This window comes from Legionella sp. (assembly GCF_047605385.1).
Lineage (GTDB): Bacteria > Pseudomonadota > Gammaproteobacteria > Legionellales > Legionellaceae > Legionella.
The window spans coordinates 1-17,863 of record NZ_JASGFU010000053.1 but is presented as its reverse complement, the minus strand read 5'-3'; the positions used below and the strand labels follow the sequence as shown (position 1 = coordinate 17,863).

The following is a 17,863-nucleotide window of genomic DNA, read 5'->3' as shown; positions in this document are numbered from 1 at the left end:
CGCGGTGGAGAGGGGAAGCCGGTGAGCTCAATTAAATACCTGGGGAGTTACATTTTAATTCTTATTTGGTAAAATTGTTTCTATTTAATAATAAGCAATAATGCCAGACCAAATTAATTTTTCTGGGAATACAGTATTACATAATGCAGTGCTAAAGTGTAAAAGCATCAGTGATATTGAAGATATGGAAAAAACTAAGCCACAAGAACTCTTTAGACTTGCAAGAACTGTTAATGATCACAATCAATTACCTTACCACTTGCTGGGTGGAAATATCTTCTTAACAAAAGACGAAAAATCTGCATTGGGTTTGTATCTATTAAATTTGGCAACACGTGCTACCCTCCTTCCACTTGATGAGCCAATTGATGAAGTATTCATCGGACAGAAGTACCAGATACATTCAATTAATACAACATTGATGCAACAACTGCATTATGGCTGTATGGCAGTGAACGCTGTGCGCCAAATGATTACAGTGTCATCGACCCATCCACAAATAGTTAATTGGATCCCTTATGAAATGCGAATAAAACTAAATAATATGCATGAAGCAATAAGAGCGTCGAATTATCCCAAAAAGAGGAAATTGTTTATAAACGATGCCTACCAAAACTTTACAGATTCGCATATAAATAATACCTTAACCATTAGATTCACTTTATCTAATAATGCACAAGTAGAATTATATAATGATCAGATCAACTTAATTAAAACAATGAAGATTGCCAATTGTGGCGAGTATGCAAGCTTAGTATACGATTATTTACTCACGTTACATAAAAAAGAATCTTTCGATTGGCCTATTGAACTTTGTTCATTAACCAATGGAGATCACATGTTTGTCAAACTTGGTTGTGACCCTGATAGTGTCATTATTGATGCATGGGCTGGTAAAGTATACCCTGTTTGTGATTGTTATGAGGAATTATGTGCTTATACTTCAATAGAACATGAACATCAAGGTATTCGTTATTTTAAATCTGTCCTGATTCCGTTTAATCCTTTAGTACACAGCATACGTTCCTCAACTGATGATCGCTTTCCCCACACAATAAGTTATCGAACAATGGAAATCCATCCTTTACTGGCCCCTGTTTATTGTTTATTTATCGATACACCTAATGAAAAAGTACTCTTCTATCTTATAAATGAAGCATTCACAATGGCTATTAAAGATAAAGTCATAACAGAACAAGAGATAGGGCAACTGAAAAACATCAAAGCTGTATTGACTGCTGATTTCCGAAATTGCTGGGGATATCAATGTATCTCTGAAAAATTACTGACATTTAGTGAATTAGATAACCTTGAGCCTCATGTTGCCAAAAAACTGACGACAAGAAGAGGATTGCACTGTTTACAACAAGCCCACAAAACATGTGCTGGTTTGCTTGATTTGCATGCTATTTATAATAATTTGATGAAAGAGAAAACACCACTTGCCACGTGTAGCCTCTTTAAAGAGTCATCACCACAGGAAGGGATAACATTAGCAGGGAACGGCCAAAATATTTGTGGGTAAGAATAGGTCTGCTGCTGTTAAGTTAACGTCAGTTCGGGATAAATGAACTGTCATTAGCACGATCCGTTCGGGCTGAGGAGATGCGTTAGCATCGTCTCGAAGCCTTGGAATGGATTTTGACTCGAGTACCTAGGCTTCGAGACGGCGTAAACGCTGATTTTCACCACTGAGTACATTATTTTTTTCTTGACAAAAATAAGCAAGCGATTACTATCAGAACTCAGTATTAAATATGAAACTGCCTCACTCATGAATTATTTTAAATCCTTCTATGAAGAATAAGGATTTTCTTAAGAATAAATATAACGTGGCTTCATATTTTTAGGTTTTTATAAGGAAAAATTTCTTACCGCAGTGAAATAAGTATCATATCCCGATGCATTTAAGTTTGACTGTACACTGACCGTAAATTTTAAGAAAAAGAAAATAGGATTTATATGCAGCTAATACCCATCATTCTTTGTGGCGGCGCAGGTTCGCGCCTTTGGCCAGTATCTCGTGAATTACACCCTAAACCTTTTATTCGCCTTGCAGATGGGCAAAGCCTTTATCAAAAAGCATTTATTCGCGGGGCTTCTCTACCCAATGTCCAAGACGTATTGGTTGTTACTAATAAAGAATTTTTATTTAAAATCATTGAAGAAAGTGCTGCAGTAAATCAGGATGGTAAACAGACCTCTTATATTATGGAGCCTGTTGGCCGTAATACGGCTGCCGCGATTGCTTCTGCAGTATTGCACACTATTCAAAAACACGGTGAAGACGCGATGATGCTAGTATTAGCAGCTGATCATCTTATTCTGGATCAGGATGCATTTCAAAGCGCTGTATCCGATGCCTTAACCTTGGCGCAACACGATAAATTAGTGACCTTTGGAATTACACCAACTGAACCAAGAACTGAATATGGTTATATTGAAGCTGAAGGAAATCAAGTCTTACGCTTTGTAGAAAAACCAGTCATGGAAAAAGCCGAGCAATACATTGCTTCAGGTCGTTTTTTGTGGAATTCTGGTATGTTTTTATTTTCCGCAGGTTCTATGCTGCGTGCCATGCAGGCTCATTGCCCAGAAGTTCTTGATGCAGTGAAGACCTGTTTTGCTCATTCACAATATGTGAGTCATCAAAATGCAGAGGGTTTAGAGCTTGCAGAGCAAACTTTTGCCAAAGTACCTGATAATTCAATTGATTACGCAGTGATGGAAAAATCAGAAAACATCGCCGTAGTGCCCTGCCAGATTGGTTGGAGTGATGTTGGCTCCTGGAATTCTATTGACGAATTCATTGAGCCTGATACTAAAGGCAATCGTATTGAAGGGGAAGTGGTTTTACATGATGTGGAAAACTGCAATATCAGAAGTAATGGTCGTCTCGTAGGGGCTATTGGTATTGAGAATCTCTTGGTTATTGATACCCCAGATGCTTTATTGGTTGCTGATAAATCCAGAGCGCAAGATGTAAAACACATTTATACCCAATTAAAAAATCGCAATCATGAAGCCCATAAATTACATCGTACTGTTTATCGTCCTTGGGGGACTTACACTGTTCTTGAAGACAGTGATCATTTCAAAATCAAACGCATTGAAGTTAAGCCAGGTGCAAGTCTAAGTTTGCAAATGCACCATCATCGTAGCGAGCATTGGATTGTAGTAAGTGGTATGGCTAAGGTGATTAACGGTGAAAAAGAATTTTTTGTACGCGTGAATGAATCTACTTATATTCCTGCAGGATGTCAGCATCGGCTTGAGAATCCTGGCGTTCTTGATTTAGTTATGATTGAAGTACAAAGTGGTGATTATCTTGGTGAGGATGATATTGTTCGTTTTGAAGATAACTATGGAAGGGTTTAATTGTTATGAAACTTGCATGCTTTAAATCCTATGATATTCGTGGCAAGCTGGATCTGGAACTCACAGAAGACATTGCTTATCGTATTGGTTTTGCTTATGCGCAATTTCTCAAAGCACGTTCCGTGGTTGTTGGCAGTGATGTTCGTCATAGCAGTGAACCATTGAAACAAGCTTTAGCACGAGGCATCATGGATGCGGGAACCGATGTCATTGACATCGGTTTGACCGGTACTGAGGAAGTATACTTTGCCGCCTTTCATTTAAATGTAGATGGTGGGATTGAAGTAACCGCCAGTCATAATCCTATAGACTACAATGGTATGAAGTTGGTGCGTAAAGGAGCGGTGCCTATTAGTGGCGATAGCGGTTTAAATGCCATTGAGCAATTAGTTATTGCCAATGATTTTAATAAGGCAGTGACCAAAGGGCAGTACAAAAAAATCAGCATCTTAAATGAATATGTGGATCACCTGCTCAGCTACATTCAACTCGATGAATTAAAACCCTTAACACTGGTAGTTGATGCCGGCAATGGGGCAGCAGGTCATGTTATTGATGTCATTGAAGCTCGATTTAAAGCAGCCAAGATCCCAGTTCGCTTTATTAAAATTAATCATGAAGCCAATGGGGATTTCCCTAATGGTATTCCTAATCCCTTATTACAAGAAAATCGTGAAGCCACTGCAGCAGCAGTTAAAGCGTATCAAGCAGATATGGGTATTGCTTGGGATGGTGATTTTGATCGTTGCTTTTTATTCGATAATCATGGTGAATTCGTTGAAGGTTATTATTTGGTAGGGGTATTAGCCGAAGCCTTTTTAAGCAAATTCCCCGGGGAAAAAATTATTCATGACCCACGTTTAACCTGGAATACAATCGATGTGGTGAGCCGTGCAAAAGGGCAGGCGATTCAATGTAAAACAGGCCATGCATTTATTAAAGAACGAATGCGTAGCGAGAATGCCATTTATGGTGGTGAGATGAGCGGGCATCATTATTTCCGCGATTTCGCTTATTGTGATAGTGGTATGATTCCTTGGCTTTTAGTCATTGAATTAATGAGTAAGATGGGCAAGTCTTTAAAGCAACTTATTAATGAGCGTATTGTGGCTTTTCCTTGCAGTGGCGAAATTAATTATACGGTGAAAGATGCCAGGCAAGTCATGGCGAAGGTAGAGTCGCATTTTCAACCAATGGCCCCTCATGTTGATCGAACGGATGGGATTAGTATTGAGCTTGAACAGATGCGTTTAAACTTACGCTCTTCAAACACTGAGCCTTTGTTACGCTTAAATGTTGAATCACGTGGAAGTATGTCTCTAGTAGGAAAAACCGTTCATGAAGTGGAGCAGTTGATTAAAGACGTCGAAACAGAAAGTGTATAATCATTGACTGTGATTGGGATTTGGCCCAGATCGATTCTTTTTTCGAAACACGGTTTAATGGCTAATTAATAAAATAACCATCAATTTCTGTGAACAACTCTATGAATATATTGCACGTTTATAAAACGTTTTTAAATGATACTTTTGGTGGTGTTGAGCAGACAATTTATCAGATTGCTAAAACTAAGAACGCCTTGTTTAATCATTCAGTGTTGTCTTTGTCAAAGAATTATCATAATACCAGCGCAGAGCATCATGGGGTGAAAAATATTTGCTACCGGGAAAATTTTTCTATTGCTTCAAACAGTATTTCTTTTTCTTTACTGCGTGATTTTCGTCGTTTAGTGGCACATGTCGATGTGATTCATTATCATTTTCCTTGGCCTTTTGCGGATATAATGCATTTGTTTTGGCGTGTTAAAAAGCCTGCGGTATTAACTTATCATTCAGATATTGTGCGTCAGAAGCAATTAATGTTTTTTTATCGGCCGTTGATGAATCGCTTTCTAAAATCCGTTGATAAAATCGTCGCTACCTCACCTAATTATTTAGAAAGCAGCCCCGTATTACAAAAATATAAACACAAGGTTGCAACAATTCCTATTGGTTTAGATAAAACTTACTATCCAGAACCAGACAAAGAACAATGTGAATATTGGTCTAAGCGTTTTGGGAACAAGTTTTTTCTATTTATTGGTGTGATGCGTTATTATAAGGGATTACACATTCTTTTAAAGGCACTGCAAAATACACAATTTCCAGTGCTTATTGTTGGTACCGGGCCTTTGGAAGAAGAATTAAAAAACTATGCACAAAAATTAAATTTAACTAATGTGCATTTTTTAGGAATGTTATCTGATAACGATAAAATTGTACTTTTGAATTTATGTACTGCAGTTATTTTCCCCTCGCATCTACGTTCAGAAGCTTTTGGTATTACCCTTCTTGAAGGAGCAATGGCAGGTAAGCCCTTGATCTCTTCAGAGATTGGAACTGGAACAAGTTACATTAACATCAATGGCAAAACGGGTTTTGTAGTGCCACCGGCTGATGCTGACGCATTGCGTCAAGCAATGCAATATCTTTGGGATAATCCCCATGAATGCATCACAATGGGGCTGCACGCTCAAGCACGTTATCAAGAGCTATTTACCAATGAGAAAATGCTCCTCGCTTATGAACAAGTTTATGAAGAAGTCGCCTCTAAAAAATAATGGTACAGCATAAAACCAAGTTTCTGTTGACAATCAATCTATATATAACAGGTACTTGTCTCGTCATTTTAGTAAATGATTGCCCAGTTTTATTGCATAAAAATGTAGAGTCGGTATACTCGAAACGGCGAAGATGAAGACATTAATTTCTGAAGCACAGCATTAGGACCACTTAACGTTAGATTAAGCGCTGACGTTTGATATATTTGTATCAAGTTGACGTACAAATTTATCCATGTTGAACGGGAGAATCATGAATTTACAACCGCTTGTTGTTGACCTTGATGGTACATTAATTCATACGGATATGCTTCATGAATCCGTTTTAGATCTATTACGCAAAACACCTTGGGATGCATTGCGAATTCCTTTCTGGTTAGCTAAAGGAAAAGCAGTTCTTAAACAATTGTTAGCAAAACGCACACAATTTAATCCACAATCTTTGCCCTACAATATGGAATTAATGGAATGGTTAAAAACACAAAAAAACGCGGGTCGTACGCTGATCTTGTGTACCGCAACAGACCATTCCATCGCCTCATCGATTGCTGATCATTTAGGCTTATTTGACGAAGTCATTGCTACTGATGGCAGCAAAAATCTGGCGGGAAAAAATAAAGCAGATGCACTACAAGAGCGTTTTGGCGATTCAGGATTTGATTATATTGGTAATTCGAATACTGATTTAGCTGTTTGGAAACATGCAAGGCGTGCTATTGTGGTTAATGCTCACGAGCAGTTAGTCAAAAAGGCAAGTGCTTGTTGTGAAGTAGAGCGTGTTTTTCATTCGAAGGTTTCCACCATGTCCACTTGGGCGCGTGTATTACGTGTGCATCAATGGTTAAAAAATTCATTACTTTTTGTACCCATGTTTTCTGCTCATGAATTAACACAGGCAGATAACTGGTTGTCCTTAATATTTGCTTTTTTCTCTTTTAGCTTTTGTGCTTCTTCGGTATATATTGCCAATGATCTATTGGATTTAGAAAGTGATCGTCTGCATCCACGCAAGCGTAAACGTCCATTTGCCTCAGGCGAAGTCCCAATTAGCATGGGAATAAGAATAGTCCCGGTATTACTGCTCATGAGCTATATTTTTGGTTCATTTGTAAAGGGTGATTTTTTATTGCTTTTAGCGAGCTATTTTACTTTGACAGTTACTTATTCTTTTGGTTTAAAACGCATAGTGCTTGTAGATTGTTTAACTTTGGCTCTGTTGTATACCTTGCGTATCATTGCCGGAGCGGTTGCAACAACGCTTAGCCTTACTTTTTGGTTGCTGGCATTTTCAGTATTTCTGTTTTTATCTCTGGCTTTTGTAAAGCGTTATGCTGAGCTGGAAACACAACAATCTAATGAGGCACAAAAAATTCATGGACGTGGTTATTACACCAGTGATGCCCCATTAATACAAGCTTTTGGTATTGCTTCAGGTTATGCTGCGGTTTTAGTTCTTGCATTTTATTTGAATAGTGAATCGGTATTAAAATTATATCGTACACCAGAGTTTGTTTGGGGTGCAGTACCAATAATGTTGTTTTGGATTAACTGGATTTGGGTTAAAGCGCACCGCGGTTTAATGCATGATGATCCTTTGGTTTTTGCAGTAAAAGATAGAGGGAGTTTGATTGCTGGCGCTTTGTTTGCCTCGGTGCTTGCATTAGGAACGATAGGAATATCATGGTAACTATTTCTTCATGGGGGCGTCTTCTCCATGCCAAACACCAAGTACATTTTTTAAATTGCCGTCAACAGGTTTTGCCGACAATAAGCCAAAATACTGCTGGGATTTGTTATGGCATGGGGCGCAGCTATGGTGATGTCTGCTTAAACCCTGAAGGTAATTTATGGAAGACACGCGGCTTGGACAAATTTATCAGTTTTAATACTCAAACTGGACGTTTAGTGTGCGAAGCAGGTGTTCTTTTACGCGAGATTCAACAAATAGCGATACCACGAGGCTGGATGCTTCCAGTAACTCCGGGAACGCAGTTAGTCACTGTGGGAGGCGCTATTGCTAATGATATTCATGGAAAAAATTATCATCTATATGGCTCTTTTGGAAATCACATACACCATATTAGTCTTTTACGTACGAATGGAGAGCATATTGAGTGTGGTCCTGAGCAAAATGAAGATTGGTTTTGTGCAACGGTAGGTGGTTTAGGATTGACAGGAGTGATAATTACCGCAGAAATTCAATTGCGTCCAATTAACGGGCCATGGCTTGTCACAGAAACTATTCCCTACATGCACATCAATGAATTTTTAGATTTGGCTGATACCTCAGAGCAAGATTGGGAGCATACCGTCTCCTGGGTTGACTGTATTTCTCGTAAAAATAATCGCGGTATTTTTCTGCGTGCTAATCCAGCACAGAAACAATCTGGGGGGCAACCTAAAGCACGTAGCTTCACGATGGCAATGACTCCTCCAGTATCTTTAGTCAATAAATGGTCACTATGGCTTTTTAACCAAATGTATTTTGGTCTTAAAAAGCATAAAGCAGGTAAAGCCATAGTGCATTACGAACCTTTTTTGTATCCCTTGGATAATGTGCATGAATGGAATCGTATGTATGGACCTAAAGGATTTTACCAATATCAGTGCGTTGTTCCTCGGGCGGTGGGGAAAGAGGCAATTAAAGAGTTACTTGCTGAAATCGCAATTTTTGGTGAAGGTTCATTTTTGGCGGTGTTAAAAACATTCAGCAAATGCACCTCAAAAGGGATGCTTAGTTTTCCGCAGGAAGGACTTACCTTGGCATTGGATTTTTCTAACCGTAATGAGGCGACTTTATCTTTATTTGCACGTCTGGATGCTATTGTATGTGCAGCAAAAGGCCGCATTTATCCTGCAAAAGACATACGGATGTCGCGCGAATTGTTTGAACAAGGGTATCCGCAATTAGCAAAATTTTTATTGTACCGTGATCCAGGGATTAGTTCTGCGATGTCACGACGTTTAATGGGTTATTAATAATGGCAAAGAAAAAAATTGTAGTGATTGGTGCCACTTCAGTAATTGCAGTAAATTGTGCGCGTTTATGGGTTACACAAGCTCCTGTTGAGATGACACTAATAGGACGAAATGAAGCGCGCTTAGATATGGTCGCAGCTGATCTCAGAGTACGAAGTCCACAGTCACATATAGAAAGTCTCACCACTGATTTTAATAATCCCGAGGTCATCGCTTCTTTGGTAAAACAATTATACCAAAATGGGTCGATTGATTTGGTTTTAATTGCCCATGGTGCTTTATTGGATCAACAACAATGCCAAGAAAGCCTTGACTTATGTTATGAATCATTGTTGGTCAATGGCGTGTCTCCAGTGCTTTTTGCTGAAGCTTTTGCAAAGCATATGGAACAAGTAAACTCTGGAAGTTTGGTTTTAATTAGCTCTGTAGCAGGTGACCGTGGTCGCAAATCAAATTACATTTATGGGGCAGCAAAAGGATTAATAAATCGTTATGCGCAAGGGTTGCAACATCGTTTGGCAAAAACCAATGTCCAAGTGATTTTAATAAAACCTGGGCCTACAGACACACCAATGACTGCTCATTTAAAAAGCCAAGGTCAACGTTTGGCTAATCCAGCACGGGTTGCTGAGGTAATTAATAAAGGTATTGAAAAACAAAAAACAGTTATTTATGCACCGACTTTGTGGAGGTACATCATGACAGTTATTTGCTGTATTCCTAATTTTATTTTTGCCAAAATGGACATTTAAACAGGGAGAATGAGTAATTGGGTGAATTTGCAAAACGTTTTATGAGTTCGAAATATTTTTGGTGCTGCTTTTTTGTTGGTATAGCAATTATTTTTTCACTGGCTACTCATGGTGTCATTATGCTCGCAGGCACCGAAATAGGTGACTTTGCAGCAAATTCTTTGCTGATACAAGATGCAAAGCATTTTAATCTTTCTGTTGGTAATTATTCGCGAGTTGGTTTTAATCACCCGGGGCCTGCGATATTGTATGTGCTTACTTTTGGTGAGGTTCTGTTTTATGACTGGTTGCATTGGGTGCCATCACCAATGGCTGGACAGCTTCTTGCCATAGCATTATACAATGCGTTTTGGATTACTTTATTTGCGAAGCTTTTACATTCCTATACCAGATCAATGATAAGTACCATTGCGGTTTTATCGGTATTCCTGGCCATTTCTTCATCAGTTGCTGGCCATGCGTTCTTTACAGGAGCCTGGTTTCCTCATTTATACTACGGCCCTTTTGCTGTATTGCTGCTTGCTCTGGCTTATTTTGCTGAAGGGCGGACGAATGCTTTATTTTCTCTTGCTTTAAGTACAGGATTTCTAATCAACGGACATGTATCTTTCATTGCAATCTCAGGAATTATGCTCATTTTTGCATTAGCTTATAATTATTTTGCTTCTCAGCAAAATCTGCAACAACGGGTTTTAAGTAGTTCCTTTTTAAGTAGCAATAAAACTCAACTGTTACTGGCATTTGGCTTACTTTTGGTATTTTTTGTTCCATTGCTTCTTCAAACAATACGCCATTACCCAGGTCCAATCGTTGATTATAGCAATTATGATAAGCAGCATGTACGTAATCATTTAAGCACTGCATTGATTTTTATCGGTAATTATTGGGGCGGTGTTTTATGGATGGTACTTGCTGCAGTATTAGGCGTTGCTACTTATTGCATGGGGATAAAAAGCAAATTTGCATTTAGGGTGCGTTCAATTTTAGTAATACTTTTAGCAGCAACAGCCGCCTTATTATTTTATGCGGTATATGGTGTTGATGATTTAAGTTTTGCATACATCGGTTATTTTTATTATGCAGTTCCTGCTTTGCTGGCTTCAGTTTTTTTATTGTTGTTAGTCAATTATTTCACATCCAGCATTGGAAGGAGTTTGTTCTGTATTTTATTGATTTTAGTTGGTTTTCCATTGACCTATAAAAATAGTTCACAACTTCCGCAATATGTCTTGAATTATAATGATACACAGATGCAAACGGCATACACAGCCTTAAATAAATTAAAAGATAATGGACGTCTTGTTCTTGATTTGGATGGCGCAGGTGCATGGGTAAAAATTGTTGGAATCGCCAGTTATGCTAAGCGCCATAAAAATGATTTATTCTGCATTAATAAAAATTGGCATATTCTGTTTACCGAAAAACTTCAATGCAGTAGAGAGGAAATTCGACGTAACAAACGCTTTTTTGTCACTGAGCTCTCTAAATTACCAAGTAATGCGACACCAGATCTTACTCTTGATGGGTTAGGTTTTCTAACGATCAATGTGTTTACACTGCAAGATCATAATTATTATTCTGTGAATGAAGTATTGCCTTTATTGGAAGAGGGTTGGTCTGCAATCGCGGATAATTATGCTTGGTCCGTAGGAACCATTGCAAAAATAGCTATTAAATTACCCTTGAATTTTTCTGGGCATCTGATGCTTGATTTGGGATCTTATTTGCCTAAGGTATCGACACATCAGGATGTTCAGTTCTATATTGATGGTAAATTTGTCAAAGCGGTGCAATTTTCAGTAAACAATAAGAGAACGATAATTAAACTACCTATTACAACTCATGCTCATCATCGCATTGAATTGCAGTTAAATATTAAATCACCTATTGCTCCTAGCGCGGTGAGCTCTTCAGCAGACACTCGTCCCCTTGGAGTGGCACTTTATGGATTAGAAATACAAAGAGAAAATGGGATTACTTCATGAAAATCATTTTACCTGGTGGTGCAGGTCTTGTCGGACAAAATTTAGTCGCCTGTTTAAAAGATAGAGGTTATCGTGACATTATTGTGCTTGATAAGCACCTTGCAAATACTGCAATTTTAAAAAAAATACATCCTGATATTTATGTTGAATGTGTTGATCTCTCCGAGCCAGGTAATTGGCAACAACATTTTGATAAAGCAGATGTTGTGGTCATGTTACAGGCACAAATTGGTGGTTATGATTATCAAGAATTTGTGCGCAATAATGTGCGCTCAACAGAGATTATTCTTGATACTATTAAAAGTGACCAGGTGCCACACTTGGTGCATATTAGCTCCTCAGTGGTGGAATCCGTCGCGAATGATTATTATACGAGAAGTAAACAAGAACAAGAGCAATTAGTATTACAAAGTGGTATTCCCTGTCCTGTTTTACGCCCAACATTAATGTTTGGATGGTTTGATCGCAAGCATCTGGGATGGCTGTCACGTTTTATGCAAAAAGCTCCACTATTTCCTATTCCCGGACATGGTCGCTACATGCGCCAACCATTGTATGTCGGTGATTTTTGTCAAATAATTATCAGTTGCATGGAGCATCGTGAGCATCAAGGTATTTATAATATATCAGGACATGAAAAAATTGATTACATTGATATTATTCGCGAAATAAAGCGAGTGACGAATGCACGTACACCAATCGTTAAGATTCCTTATAAATTATTTTATGCCTTATTATGGGGATGGAGGATAGTGAATAAGAATCCGCCATTTACAACGCAACAGCTAGCTGCTTTAAGTGCTAAGGATGAGTTTGAAGTTATTGATTGGCCAACTATTTTTTCAGTGCCGTTGACTCCCTTTAGCAAGGCTATTGATGAAACATTTAATCATCAACAATACAGTCAGGTCATTTTGGAGTTTTAAAATATGGGCGAGCGGATTGCAGTGCTTGGTGCCGGTCCAATGGGTTTGGCGGTAGCATATCAATTAGTACAAGATGGGCATTCACCTATTGTATTTGAGGCTGATGACCGAGTTGGTGGGATGACTGCTTGCTTTGATTTTAATGGCTTAGACATAGAGCGTTATTACCATTTTCATTGCATTTCTGACCATGCTTTTTTAAGAATGCTTGATGATTTACAAATTAGCCACAAAATACAATGGGTAGAAACGAAAATGGGCTATTGGTATCAGGAGCAACTGCAGCCTTGGGGAAATCCAATTGCCTTATTAAAATTTCGCGGTTTAAGTTTCATTGCTAAAATTCGCTATGGTGCACATGCTTTTTTCTCAACCAAGCGTAATGACTGGCGTCCATTAGATACAGTGGAGAGTACTTCCTGGATAAAACGCTGGGTTGGTAAGGAAGCTTATGATGTATTATGGAAAAATTTGTTTGATTATAAGTTTTATGAATATGCTACTAATCTTTCTGCTGCCTGGATTTGGAGCCGTATACGTCGCATAGGGCGTTCTCGTTATAATTTATTTAAAGAAAAATTAGGATATTTAGAAGGTGGTTCTAGTACCTTATTGCAGGCAATTAAAACTGCAATTGAAGCTGGAGGAGGTGAAGTCAGGTTGAAATCTCCAGTGAATCAAGTTGTGATTAAAGACAACTCAGTGAAAGGAGTAGAGGTTCAGGGGCAATTTGAAGCTTTTGACAAAGTAATCAGTACGGTTCCTTTACCGTATATTCCAAAGATTATGGCGGATCTTCCTGGTGAGGTGCTGACCAAATTTCAGCACTTGAAAAATATTGCAGTAGTTTGTGTGATTGCTAAATTAAAAAAAGCAGTTACAGAAAATTTTTGGCTCAATATCAATGATCCCGAGATGGATATTCCAGGGCTAGTTGAATACTCCAACTTACGGCCTTTAGATAATCATGTGGTCTATGTGCCATTTTATATGCCAGGTGAGCACGCTAAGTTTAATGATTCTGATGACGTATTTATTAGTAAAGTAAGAAGTTATCTTAAAAAAATTAATCCTGATCTTGATGACAGTGATTTCATTGATATTCGTGCCAGCCGTTATCGCCATGCGCAACCCATTTGCGAGCCAGGTTATCTGGATAAGTTGCCACCAGTTGCTTTGCCGATTAAAGGGCTTTGGGTGGCAGATACTTCATATTATTATCCTGAGGATCGTGGTATTTCTGAAAGTATTGATTTTGGTCGTAAAATGGCAAAAGAGGCTATTGCATGATTGCTTATTTTAAATCGAAGCAATTCGTTTGCTTTTTATTTACTGGCGGAATTGCCGCCACGGTCAATTTTGGTTCGCGAATTATTTATAATATGTGGTTTAGCTTTTCCGCATCAGTGCTTTTAGCCTACATCACTGGCATGATCATCGCGTTTATTTTGGCAAAAATATTCGTTTTTACGCAAAGTAAACAATCGTTACGACGTTCTATTGTCTTTTTCATCTTAATAAATATATTAGCAATATTACAGACATGGTTAGTCAGTATGGGATTGAGCTATTATTTAATTCCTGCTTTAGGCATTACTTATTTGACCAGAGAAATAGGTCACGGAGTAGGCATTTTAATTCCTGTTTTTACAAGTTATTTTGGTCATAAGCGTTGGTCATTTAGTGAAAACAGAAGTTAATGTGCAATAAGTAAGTTACTTAGGTGATATTTTGCAGATAATATTGATATATTTCCATCAATGTTTTTTCAATAGGAATTGATGGCATTTGCTTGATTAATTCTTGCAATAAAGCATTACTGCCTTTTAATATGGGGATTTCATTGGTGCGCACCAATGCCTGCGAGGTGCGAACTTCAATTTCATAGCCAGCGATTTCATTCATGTATTCAATGATTGTTTTTAATGAAATGGCTTTGCCGCTGCAGATATTTACTTTAATGCCTTGAGCAGTGCTTTTAAGTAAAGCAATATAGTCATTACATACATCGTGAACATCAGAGAAATCACGGCTAATGTTCAGATTACCTAACTCGATACATGGCTTTCTCTGCGCAAAATGACTTACGATTTTTGGAATAAGAAAACGCTCAGATTGCCCTGCACCAGTGTAATTAAATGGGCGAGTAATAATGATTGGTAATCGATTAAACCAATTACTTACCATATGTTCCATGGCCAATTTACTGCACCCATAATGGTTAACAGGAGCTGGAGTAACCTGCTCATCAATCAGTTCCATATTGGGAGTTCCATAAATATTAGCACTGCTGGCAATGAGTATACGTTTAGGCTTTTGAGAAAGAGTAGCAAGGGATTCAAGCAAATTAAGAGTTCCTAATACATTTACTTGATAAAAAGCTTCGTCTGATTTGTGGCCGACAAAGGATACCGCTGCTAGATGAACTACCCAATCCGGTTGTGCTTCTTGTACTGCCTTTTGCACTGCTTCACGATGTGTAATACTACAATCCAGGACATAAACATCAATGCCTTCATTACGAAGGCGCTCACTCATGTATTTTCCTGTAAAGCCATAGGCACCAGTAAGAAAAACTGTTGGCATATTACACCCTCAATTCAATTTAAAATGAAAGTCCGTGTTCATTTCTGTGAATATCTTTCATAACCATCATATGGCATAATTCTTCCAAAGAGGTTTTCGCTTTCCACCCTAATTCACATTGAGCTTTCTTAGGATTACCAATTAGTAAATCAACTTCTGCGGGGCGATAGTATTTAGGATTAATCTTTACCAGTACTTCATTAGTTTTGGTGTTTACTCCCTGCTCATGCTCTTGCTCCCCTTTCCAGTGGAGTTCAATATCAACTGCTTTGAATGCCAGAGAGACAAAATGACGTACTGTTTCAGTGCGATTGGTTGCTAGTACGTAGGTATCTGATTTATCAGCTTGTAGCATGCGCCACATTCCTTCAACATATTCTTTAGCATAACCCCAATCGCGTTTTGCATCCAAGTTGCCAAGCTCAAGTATCTTTTGTTGGCCTAAATGGATTTTTGCTACGGAATCAGTAATCTTACGGGTAACAAATTCACGTCCACGCAAAGGCGATTCATGATTAAATAAAATACCACTGCAGGCAAAAAGGTCGTAAGATTCACGATAGTTTACGGTCATCCAATGGGCATATAATTTGGCAATTCCATAAGGGCTTCTTGGATAAAAAGGAGTGTCTTCAGTTTGTGGCACCGCTTGCACTTTTCCAAACATTTCTGAGGTCGAGGCTTGATAAAAACGAGCGCTAGGATTTACGATGCGTACCGCTTCCAACAAATTAGCTGCACCTAATCCAGTAATTTGACCTGTAGTAAGTGGTTGCTCAAAAGAGACCCCTACAAAGCTTTGTGCTGCTAAATTATATACTTCCTCTGCCTGAGTAGTTTGCATTAAGCGAATACTGGCTGATAAATCAGTCAAATCATATTCAACCAAATGTAAGTTGGGATGAGCTTTTATCCCTAGCTCTTCAATTCGCCAAAAATTGACTGAGCTAGAGCGTCGGTAAGTCCCATAGACAATATAATTTTTTTTGAGCAATAGCTCCGCTAAATATGCACCATCCTGACCAGTAATACCTGTTACAATTGCTCTTTTCACTTAGTTCTCCAATACTTTTTAGTTCGCAAATGATTAGCTGATAATTTTAATCAAAAATAATTTGAACCTCTTCCAACAGCGATTTCTGTAATTGAATGCAGGCGCCAGTAATTAATGTAAGATGCTTTATATTAGCGAAGACATGCAATCGCCGCTTCAGATGTGTATTGTACTAGCAGTCCTAACCCGCTTAAACCCTGAAGAATAGTATCATGAGTCTATGCTGCAAATAAAGATGATTATTTTAATTACAACAACTCCCGCCTAAAGTACCTGTAGCCTCCCAAAACACAAGTACGTTTTAAATTTTACCAAAACAGCTTGTTGCTTTAAATGAGTTCTTCTCTTAAAGCAAAGAATATCTGTGTTCATTTCTATCAAGGCATTTCATTCAGCACAAGCGACACTGGCAGGAATTGAATTGCACCACATGCTTCGAAAAGGGTCGCATGGGCAAGCAGGAAATCAGTCTATCTTTGAACAGTTCTATGGGATTGCTGCATAAACTTATCTAGTTCTCTTGCTCGCGTCTTAAAAGTTTTTCGCGACACGGCCCTACATCTTAATTTGTAAACTTTGCTATAATAAACCTAAATATACATAGAAAATACAGCACGCTAGGAGCAGGAAAATGGAAAGTTCCGAATTAATAAATCGTTACAAAATTGATGTAATGGACGCCATATACAATCGCAGGGCTGTACGTAACTATTTATCTAAGAAAGTTGATTCAGCAATTATTCGTCAATTGTTAGATATCGCAGTGCATGCTCCCACAGCGCTTCATGAAGAATCCCGGGCATTTGTAGTGATTCAAAATAAATCTTTATTAGATCGTATTTCAGAAAGTGCAAAGCAGTTAACGATTAATGATCAAAAGAAGAGTAAAGATTTACAAGAGGAACATGTTCTTCAAATAGTACAACAAAAAGAATTCAATGTTTTTTATAATGCACGAACTTTAATTATTATATACAGTACATTTAAAGGAAAATTTGTCAGTGCTGACTGTTGGTTAGCCGCTGAAAATTTAATGCTTTCTGCGCTTACTTATGGTTTATCTTCTTGTGTTATTGGTTTTGCAGTTCCTGCTCTAAACTTACCCGAATGGAAAGAGGAGTTAGAAATACCTAAAAAAATGACGGCCGTAGCTCCCATTATTATTGGCTGGCCATCGAGTAAAACCTTGCCCACAGAGCACAAACCTCCTGTAATTCTCACATGGAGATAAAGTCAGGGTCTTATTTAAATCCCAATCGAGTAAATGATAACGCCACGAGCTAACATCCCAAGTAATATAAGATGGAGTGAAAAGCAAAACGTACAGATGTTAAACTCCATAACAATGCTATTTTTGAGATGAAACTAGCAAGGATCGCAATATATAACATCAAACGTGCGATCAGGCAGGAGTGGTAAAATGCCTAAAGTAAAAATAACTAAAATAATTACTGTTTCAATTTCATGGGGTTTGAATTTTTCGCGCGCCAAAGTATGCAGGCGTTGACGCTCGATGAGTACAAGTAAAATAATTGCACTTAAAGTAATGGCTAGGTTCTGTGAACAAAATTTCTAACGCATCCAAATAAGGGCTCCGGCGAAGT

15 protein-coding genes are annotated in these 17,863 nt (G+C 38.2%); 13 read left to right on the top strand and 2 right to left on the bottom strand.

Annotated elements, in window-relative coordinates:
- The first annotated feature begins 100 nt into the window (after positions 1 to 100).
- The 11 genes from QM652_RS11190 to QM652_RS11140 all read left to right on the top strand — a co-directional run bounded on the left by QM652_RS11190 (position 101) and on the right by QM652_RS11140 (position 14,319).
- Positions 101 to 1,525 carry a hypothetical protein gene (locus tag QM652_RS11190; RefSeq protein WP_415075797.1) on the top strand — a complete coding sequence of 475 codons (1,425 nt, stop codon included), beginning with the start codon at positions 101 to 103 and terminating at the stop codon, positions 1,523 to 1,525.
- A gap of 437 nt (positions 1,526 to 1,962) precedes the next feature.
- Positions 1,963 to 3,378: a mannose-1-phosphate guanylyltransferase/mannose-6-phosphate isomerase gene (locus QM652_RS11185; RefSeq protein ID WP_415075795.1), complete on the top strand. Its 1,416-nt coding sequence runs from the start codon at positions 1,963 to 1,965 to the stop codon at positions 3,376 to 3,378.
- 5 nt (positions 3,379 to 3,383) lie between these two features.
- Positions 3,384 to 4,763: a phosphomannomutase CpsG gene (locus QM652_RS11180; RefSeq protein WP_415075793.1), complete on the top strand. Its 1,380-nt coding sequence runs from the start codon at positions 3,384 to 3,386 to the stop codon at positions 4,761 to 4,763.
- Between the two features lie 101 nt (positions 4,764 to 4,864).
- On the top strand, positions 4,865 to 5,977 hold the full coding sequence (locus QM652_RS11175) for a glycosyltransferase (protein WP_415075791.1): 1,113 nt from the start codon (positions 4,865 to 4,867) through the stop codon (positions 5,975 to 5,977).
- Between the two features lie 253 nt (positions 5,978 to 6,230).
- Positions 6,231 to 7,664, top strand: coding sequence for a UbiA family prenyltransferase (locus QM652_RS11170; protein ID WP_415075789.1), 1,434 nt, complete (start codon positions 6,231 to 6,233; stop codon positions 7,662 to 7,664).
- Positions 7,658 to 8,956, top strand: a complete 1,299-nt coding sequence (locus QM652_RS11165) for an FAD-binding protein (protein ID WP_415075787.1) — start codon at positions 7,658 to 7,660, stop codon at positions 8,954 to 8,956. Before QM652_RS11170 ends, QM652_RS11165 begins: the two co-directional genes overlap by 7 nt.
- Before the next feature lie 2 nt (positions 8,957 to 8,958).
- Complete coding sequence (locus QM652_RS11160) at positions 8,959 to 9,708, top strand: SDR family NAD(P)-dependent oxidoreductase (RefSeq protein WP_415075785.1); 750 nt, start codon at positions 8,959 to 8,961, stop codon at positions 9,706 to 9,708.
- 17 nt (positions 9,709 to 9,725) lie between these two features.
- On the top strand, positions 9,726 to 11,693 hold the full coding sequence (locus QM652_RS11155; protein ID WP_415075783.1) for a hypothetical protein: 1,968 nt from the start codon (positions 9,726 to 9,728) through the stop codon (positions 11,691 to 11,693).
- Positions 11,690 to 12,619, top strand: a complete 930-nt coding sequence (locus tag QM652_RS11150; protein ID WP_415075781.1) for an NAD-dependent epimerase/dehydratase family protein — start codon at positions 11,690 to 11,692, stop codon at positions 12,617 to 12,619. Before QM652_RS11155 ends, QM652_RS11150 begins: the two co-directional genes overlap by 4 nt.
- 3 nt (positions 12,620 to 12,622) lie before the next feature.
- Positions 12,623 to 13,909 carry an NAD(P)/FAD-dependent oxidoreductase gene (locus tag QM652_RS11145; protein WP_415075779.1) on the top strand — a complete coding sequence of 429 codons (1,287 nt, stop codon included), beginning with the start codon at positions 12,623 to 12,625 and terminating at the stop codon, positions 13,907 to 13,909.
- Entirely contained in the window at positions 13,906 to 14,319 is a 414-nt protein-coding gene (locus QM652_RS11140; RefSeq protein WP_415075777.1) for a GtrA family protein, read from the top strand. Before QM652_RS11145 ends, QM652_RS11140 begins: the two co-directional genes overlap by 4 nt.
- A gap of 19 nt (positions 14,320 to 14,338) precedes the next feature.
- On the opposite strand, the gene QM652_RS11135 is transcribed toward QM652_RS11140, so the two are convergent.
- Together QM652_RS11135 and gmd are read right to left on the bottom strand one after the other, a co-directional pair.
- The gene (locus tag QM652_RS11135) at positions 14,339 to 15,205 is read right to left on the bottom strand and encodes a GDP-mannose 4,6-dehydratase (RefSeq protein WP_415075775.1); all 867 of its coding nucleotides are present in this window, start codon (positions 15,203 to 15,205) and stop codon (positions 14,339 to 14,341) included.
- Between the two features lie 19 nt (positions 15,206 to 15,224).
- The gene (gene gmd / locus QM652_RS11130) at positions 15,225 to 16,259 is read right to left on the bottom strand and encodes a GDP-mannose 4,6-dehydratase (protein WP_415075773.1); all 1,035 of its coding nucleotides are present in this window, start codon (positions 16,257 to 16,259) and stop codon (positions 15,225 to 15,227) included.
- A gap of 364 nt (positions 16,260 to 16,623) precedes the next feature.
- Between gmd and QM652_RS11125 the strand changes: the two genes are divergently transcribed.
- Complete coding sequence (locus QM652_RS11125) at positions 16,624 to 16,764, top strand: hypothetical protein (RefSeq protein WP_415075771.1); 141 nt, start codon at positions 16,624 to 16,626, stop codon at positions 16,762 to 16,764.
- Positions 16,765 to 16,890: 126 nt separating this feature from the next.
- Positions 16,891 to 17,490, top strand: coding sequence for a nitroreductase family protein (locus tag QM652_RS11120; protein WP_415075769.1), 600 nt, complete (start codon positions 16,891 to 16,893; stop codon positions 17,488 to 17,490).
- Positions 17,491 to 17,863 lie beyond the last annotated feature (373 nt).

What these genes read in the sequence shown, in the direction of transcription:
- QM652_RS11190 (WP_415075797.1), top strand. Translation starts at nt 101, where the DNA reads ATGCCAGACCAAATTAATTTTTCTGGGAATACAGTATTACATAATGCA.
- QM652_RS11185 (WP_415075795.1), top strand. Translation starts at nt 1,963, where the DNA reads ATGCAGCTAATACCCATCATTCTTTGTGGCGGCGCAGGTTCGCGCCTT.
- QM652_RS11180 (WP_415075793.1), top strand. Translation starts at nt 3,384, where the DNA reads ATGAAACTTGCATGCTTTAAATCCTATGATATTCGTGGCAAGCTGGAT.
- QM652_RS11175 (WP_415075791.1), top strand. Translation starts at nt 4,865, where the DNA reads ATGAATATATTGCACGTTTATAAAACGTTTTTAAATGATACTTTTGGT.
- QM652_RS11170 (WP_415075789.1), top strand. Translation starts at nt 6,231, where the DNA reads ATGAATTTACAACCGCTTGTTGTTGACCTTGATGGTACATTAATTCAT.
- QM652_RS11165 (WP_415075787.1), top strand. Translation starts at nt 7,658, where the DNA reads ATGGTAACTATTTCTTCATGGGGGCGTCTTCTCCATGCCAAACACCAA.
- QM652_RS11160 (WP_415075785.1), top strand. Translation starts at nt 8,959, where the DNA reads ATGGCAAAGAAAAAAATTGTAGTGATTGGTGCCACTTCAGTAATTGCA.
- QM652_RS11150 (WP_415075781.1), top strand. Translation starts at nt 11,690, where the DNA reads ATGAAAATCATTTTACCTGGTGGTGCAGGTCTTGTCGGACAAAATTTA.
- QM652_RS11145 (WP_415075779.1), top strand. Translation starts at nt 12,623, where the DNA reads ATGGGCGAGCGGATTGCAGTGCTTGGTGCCGGTCCAATGGGTTTGGCG.
- QM652_RS11140 (WP_415075777.1), top strand. Translation starts at nt 13,906, where the DNA reads ATGATTGCTTATTTTAAATCGAAGCAATTCGTTTGCTTTTTATTTACT.
- QM652_RS11135 (WP_415075775.1), bottom strand. Translation starts at nt 15,205, where the DNA reads ATGCCAACAGTTTTTCTTACTGGTGCCTATGGCTTTACAGGAAAATAC.
- QM652_RS11120 (WP_415075769.1), top strand. Translation starts at nt 16,891, where the DNA reads ATGGAAAGTTCCGAATTAATAAATCGTTACAAAATTGATGTAATGGAC.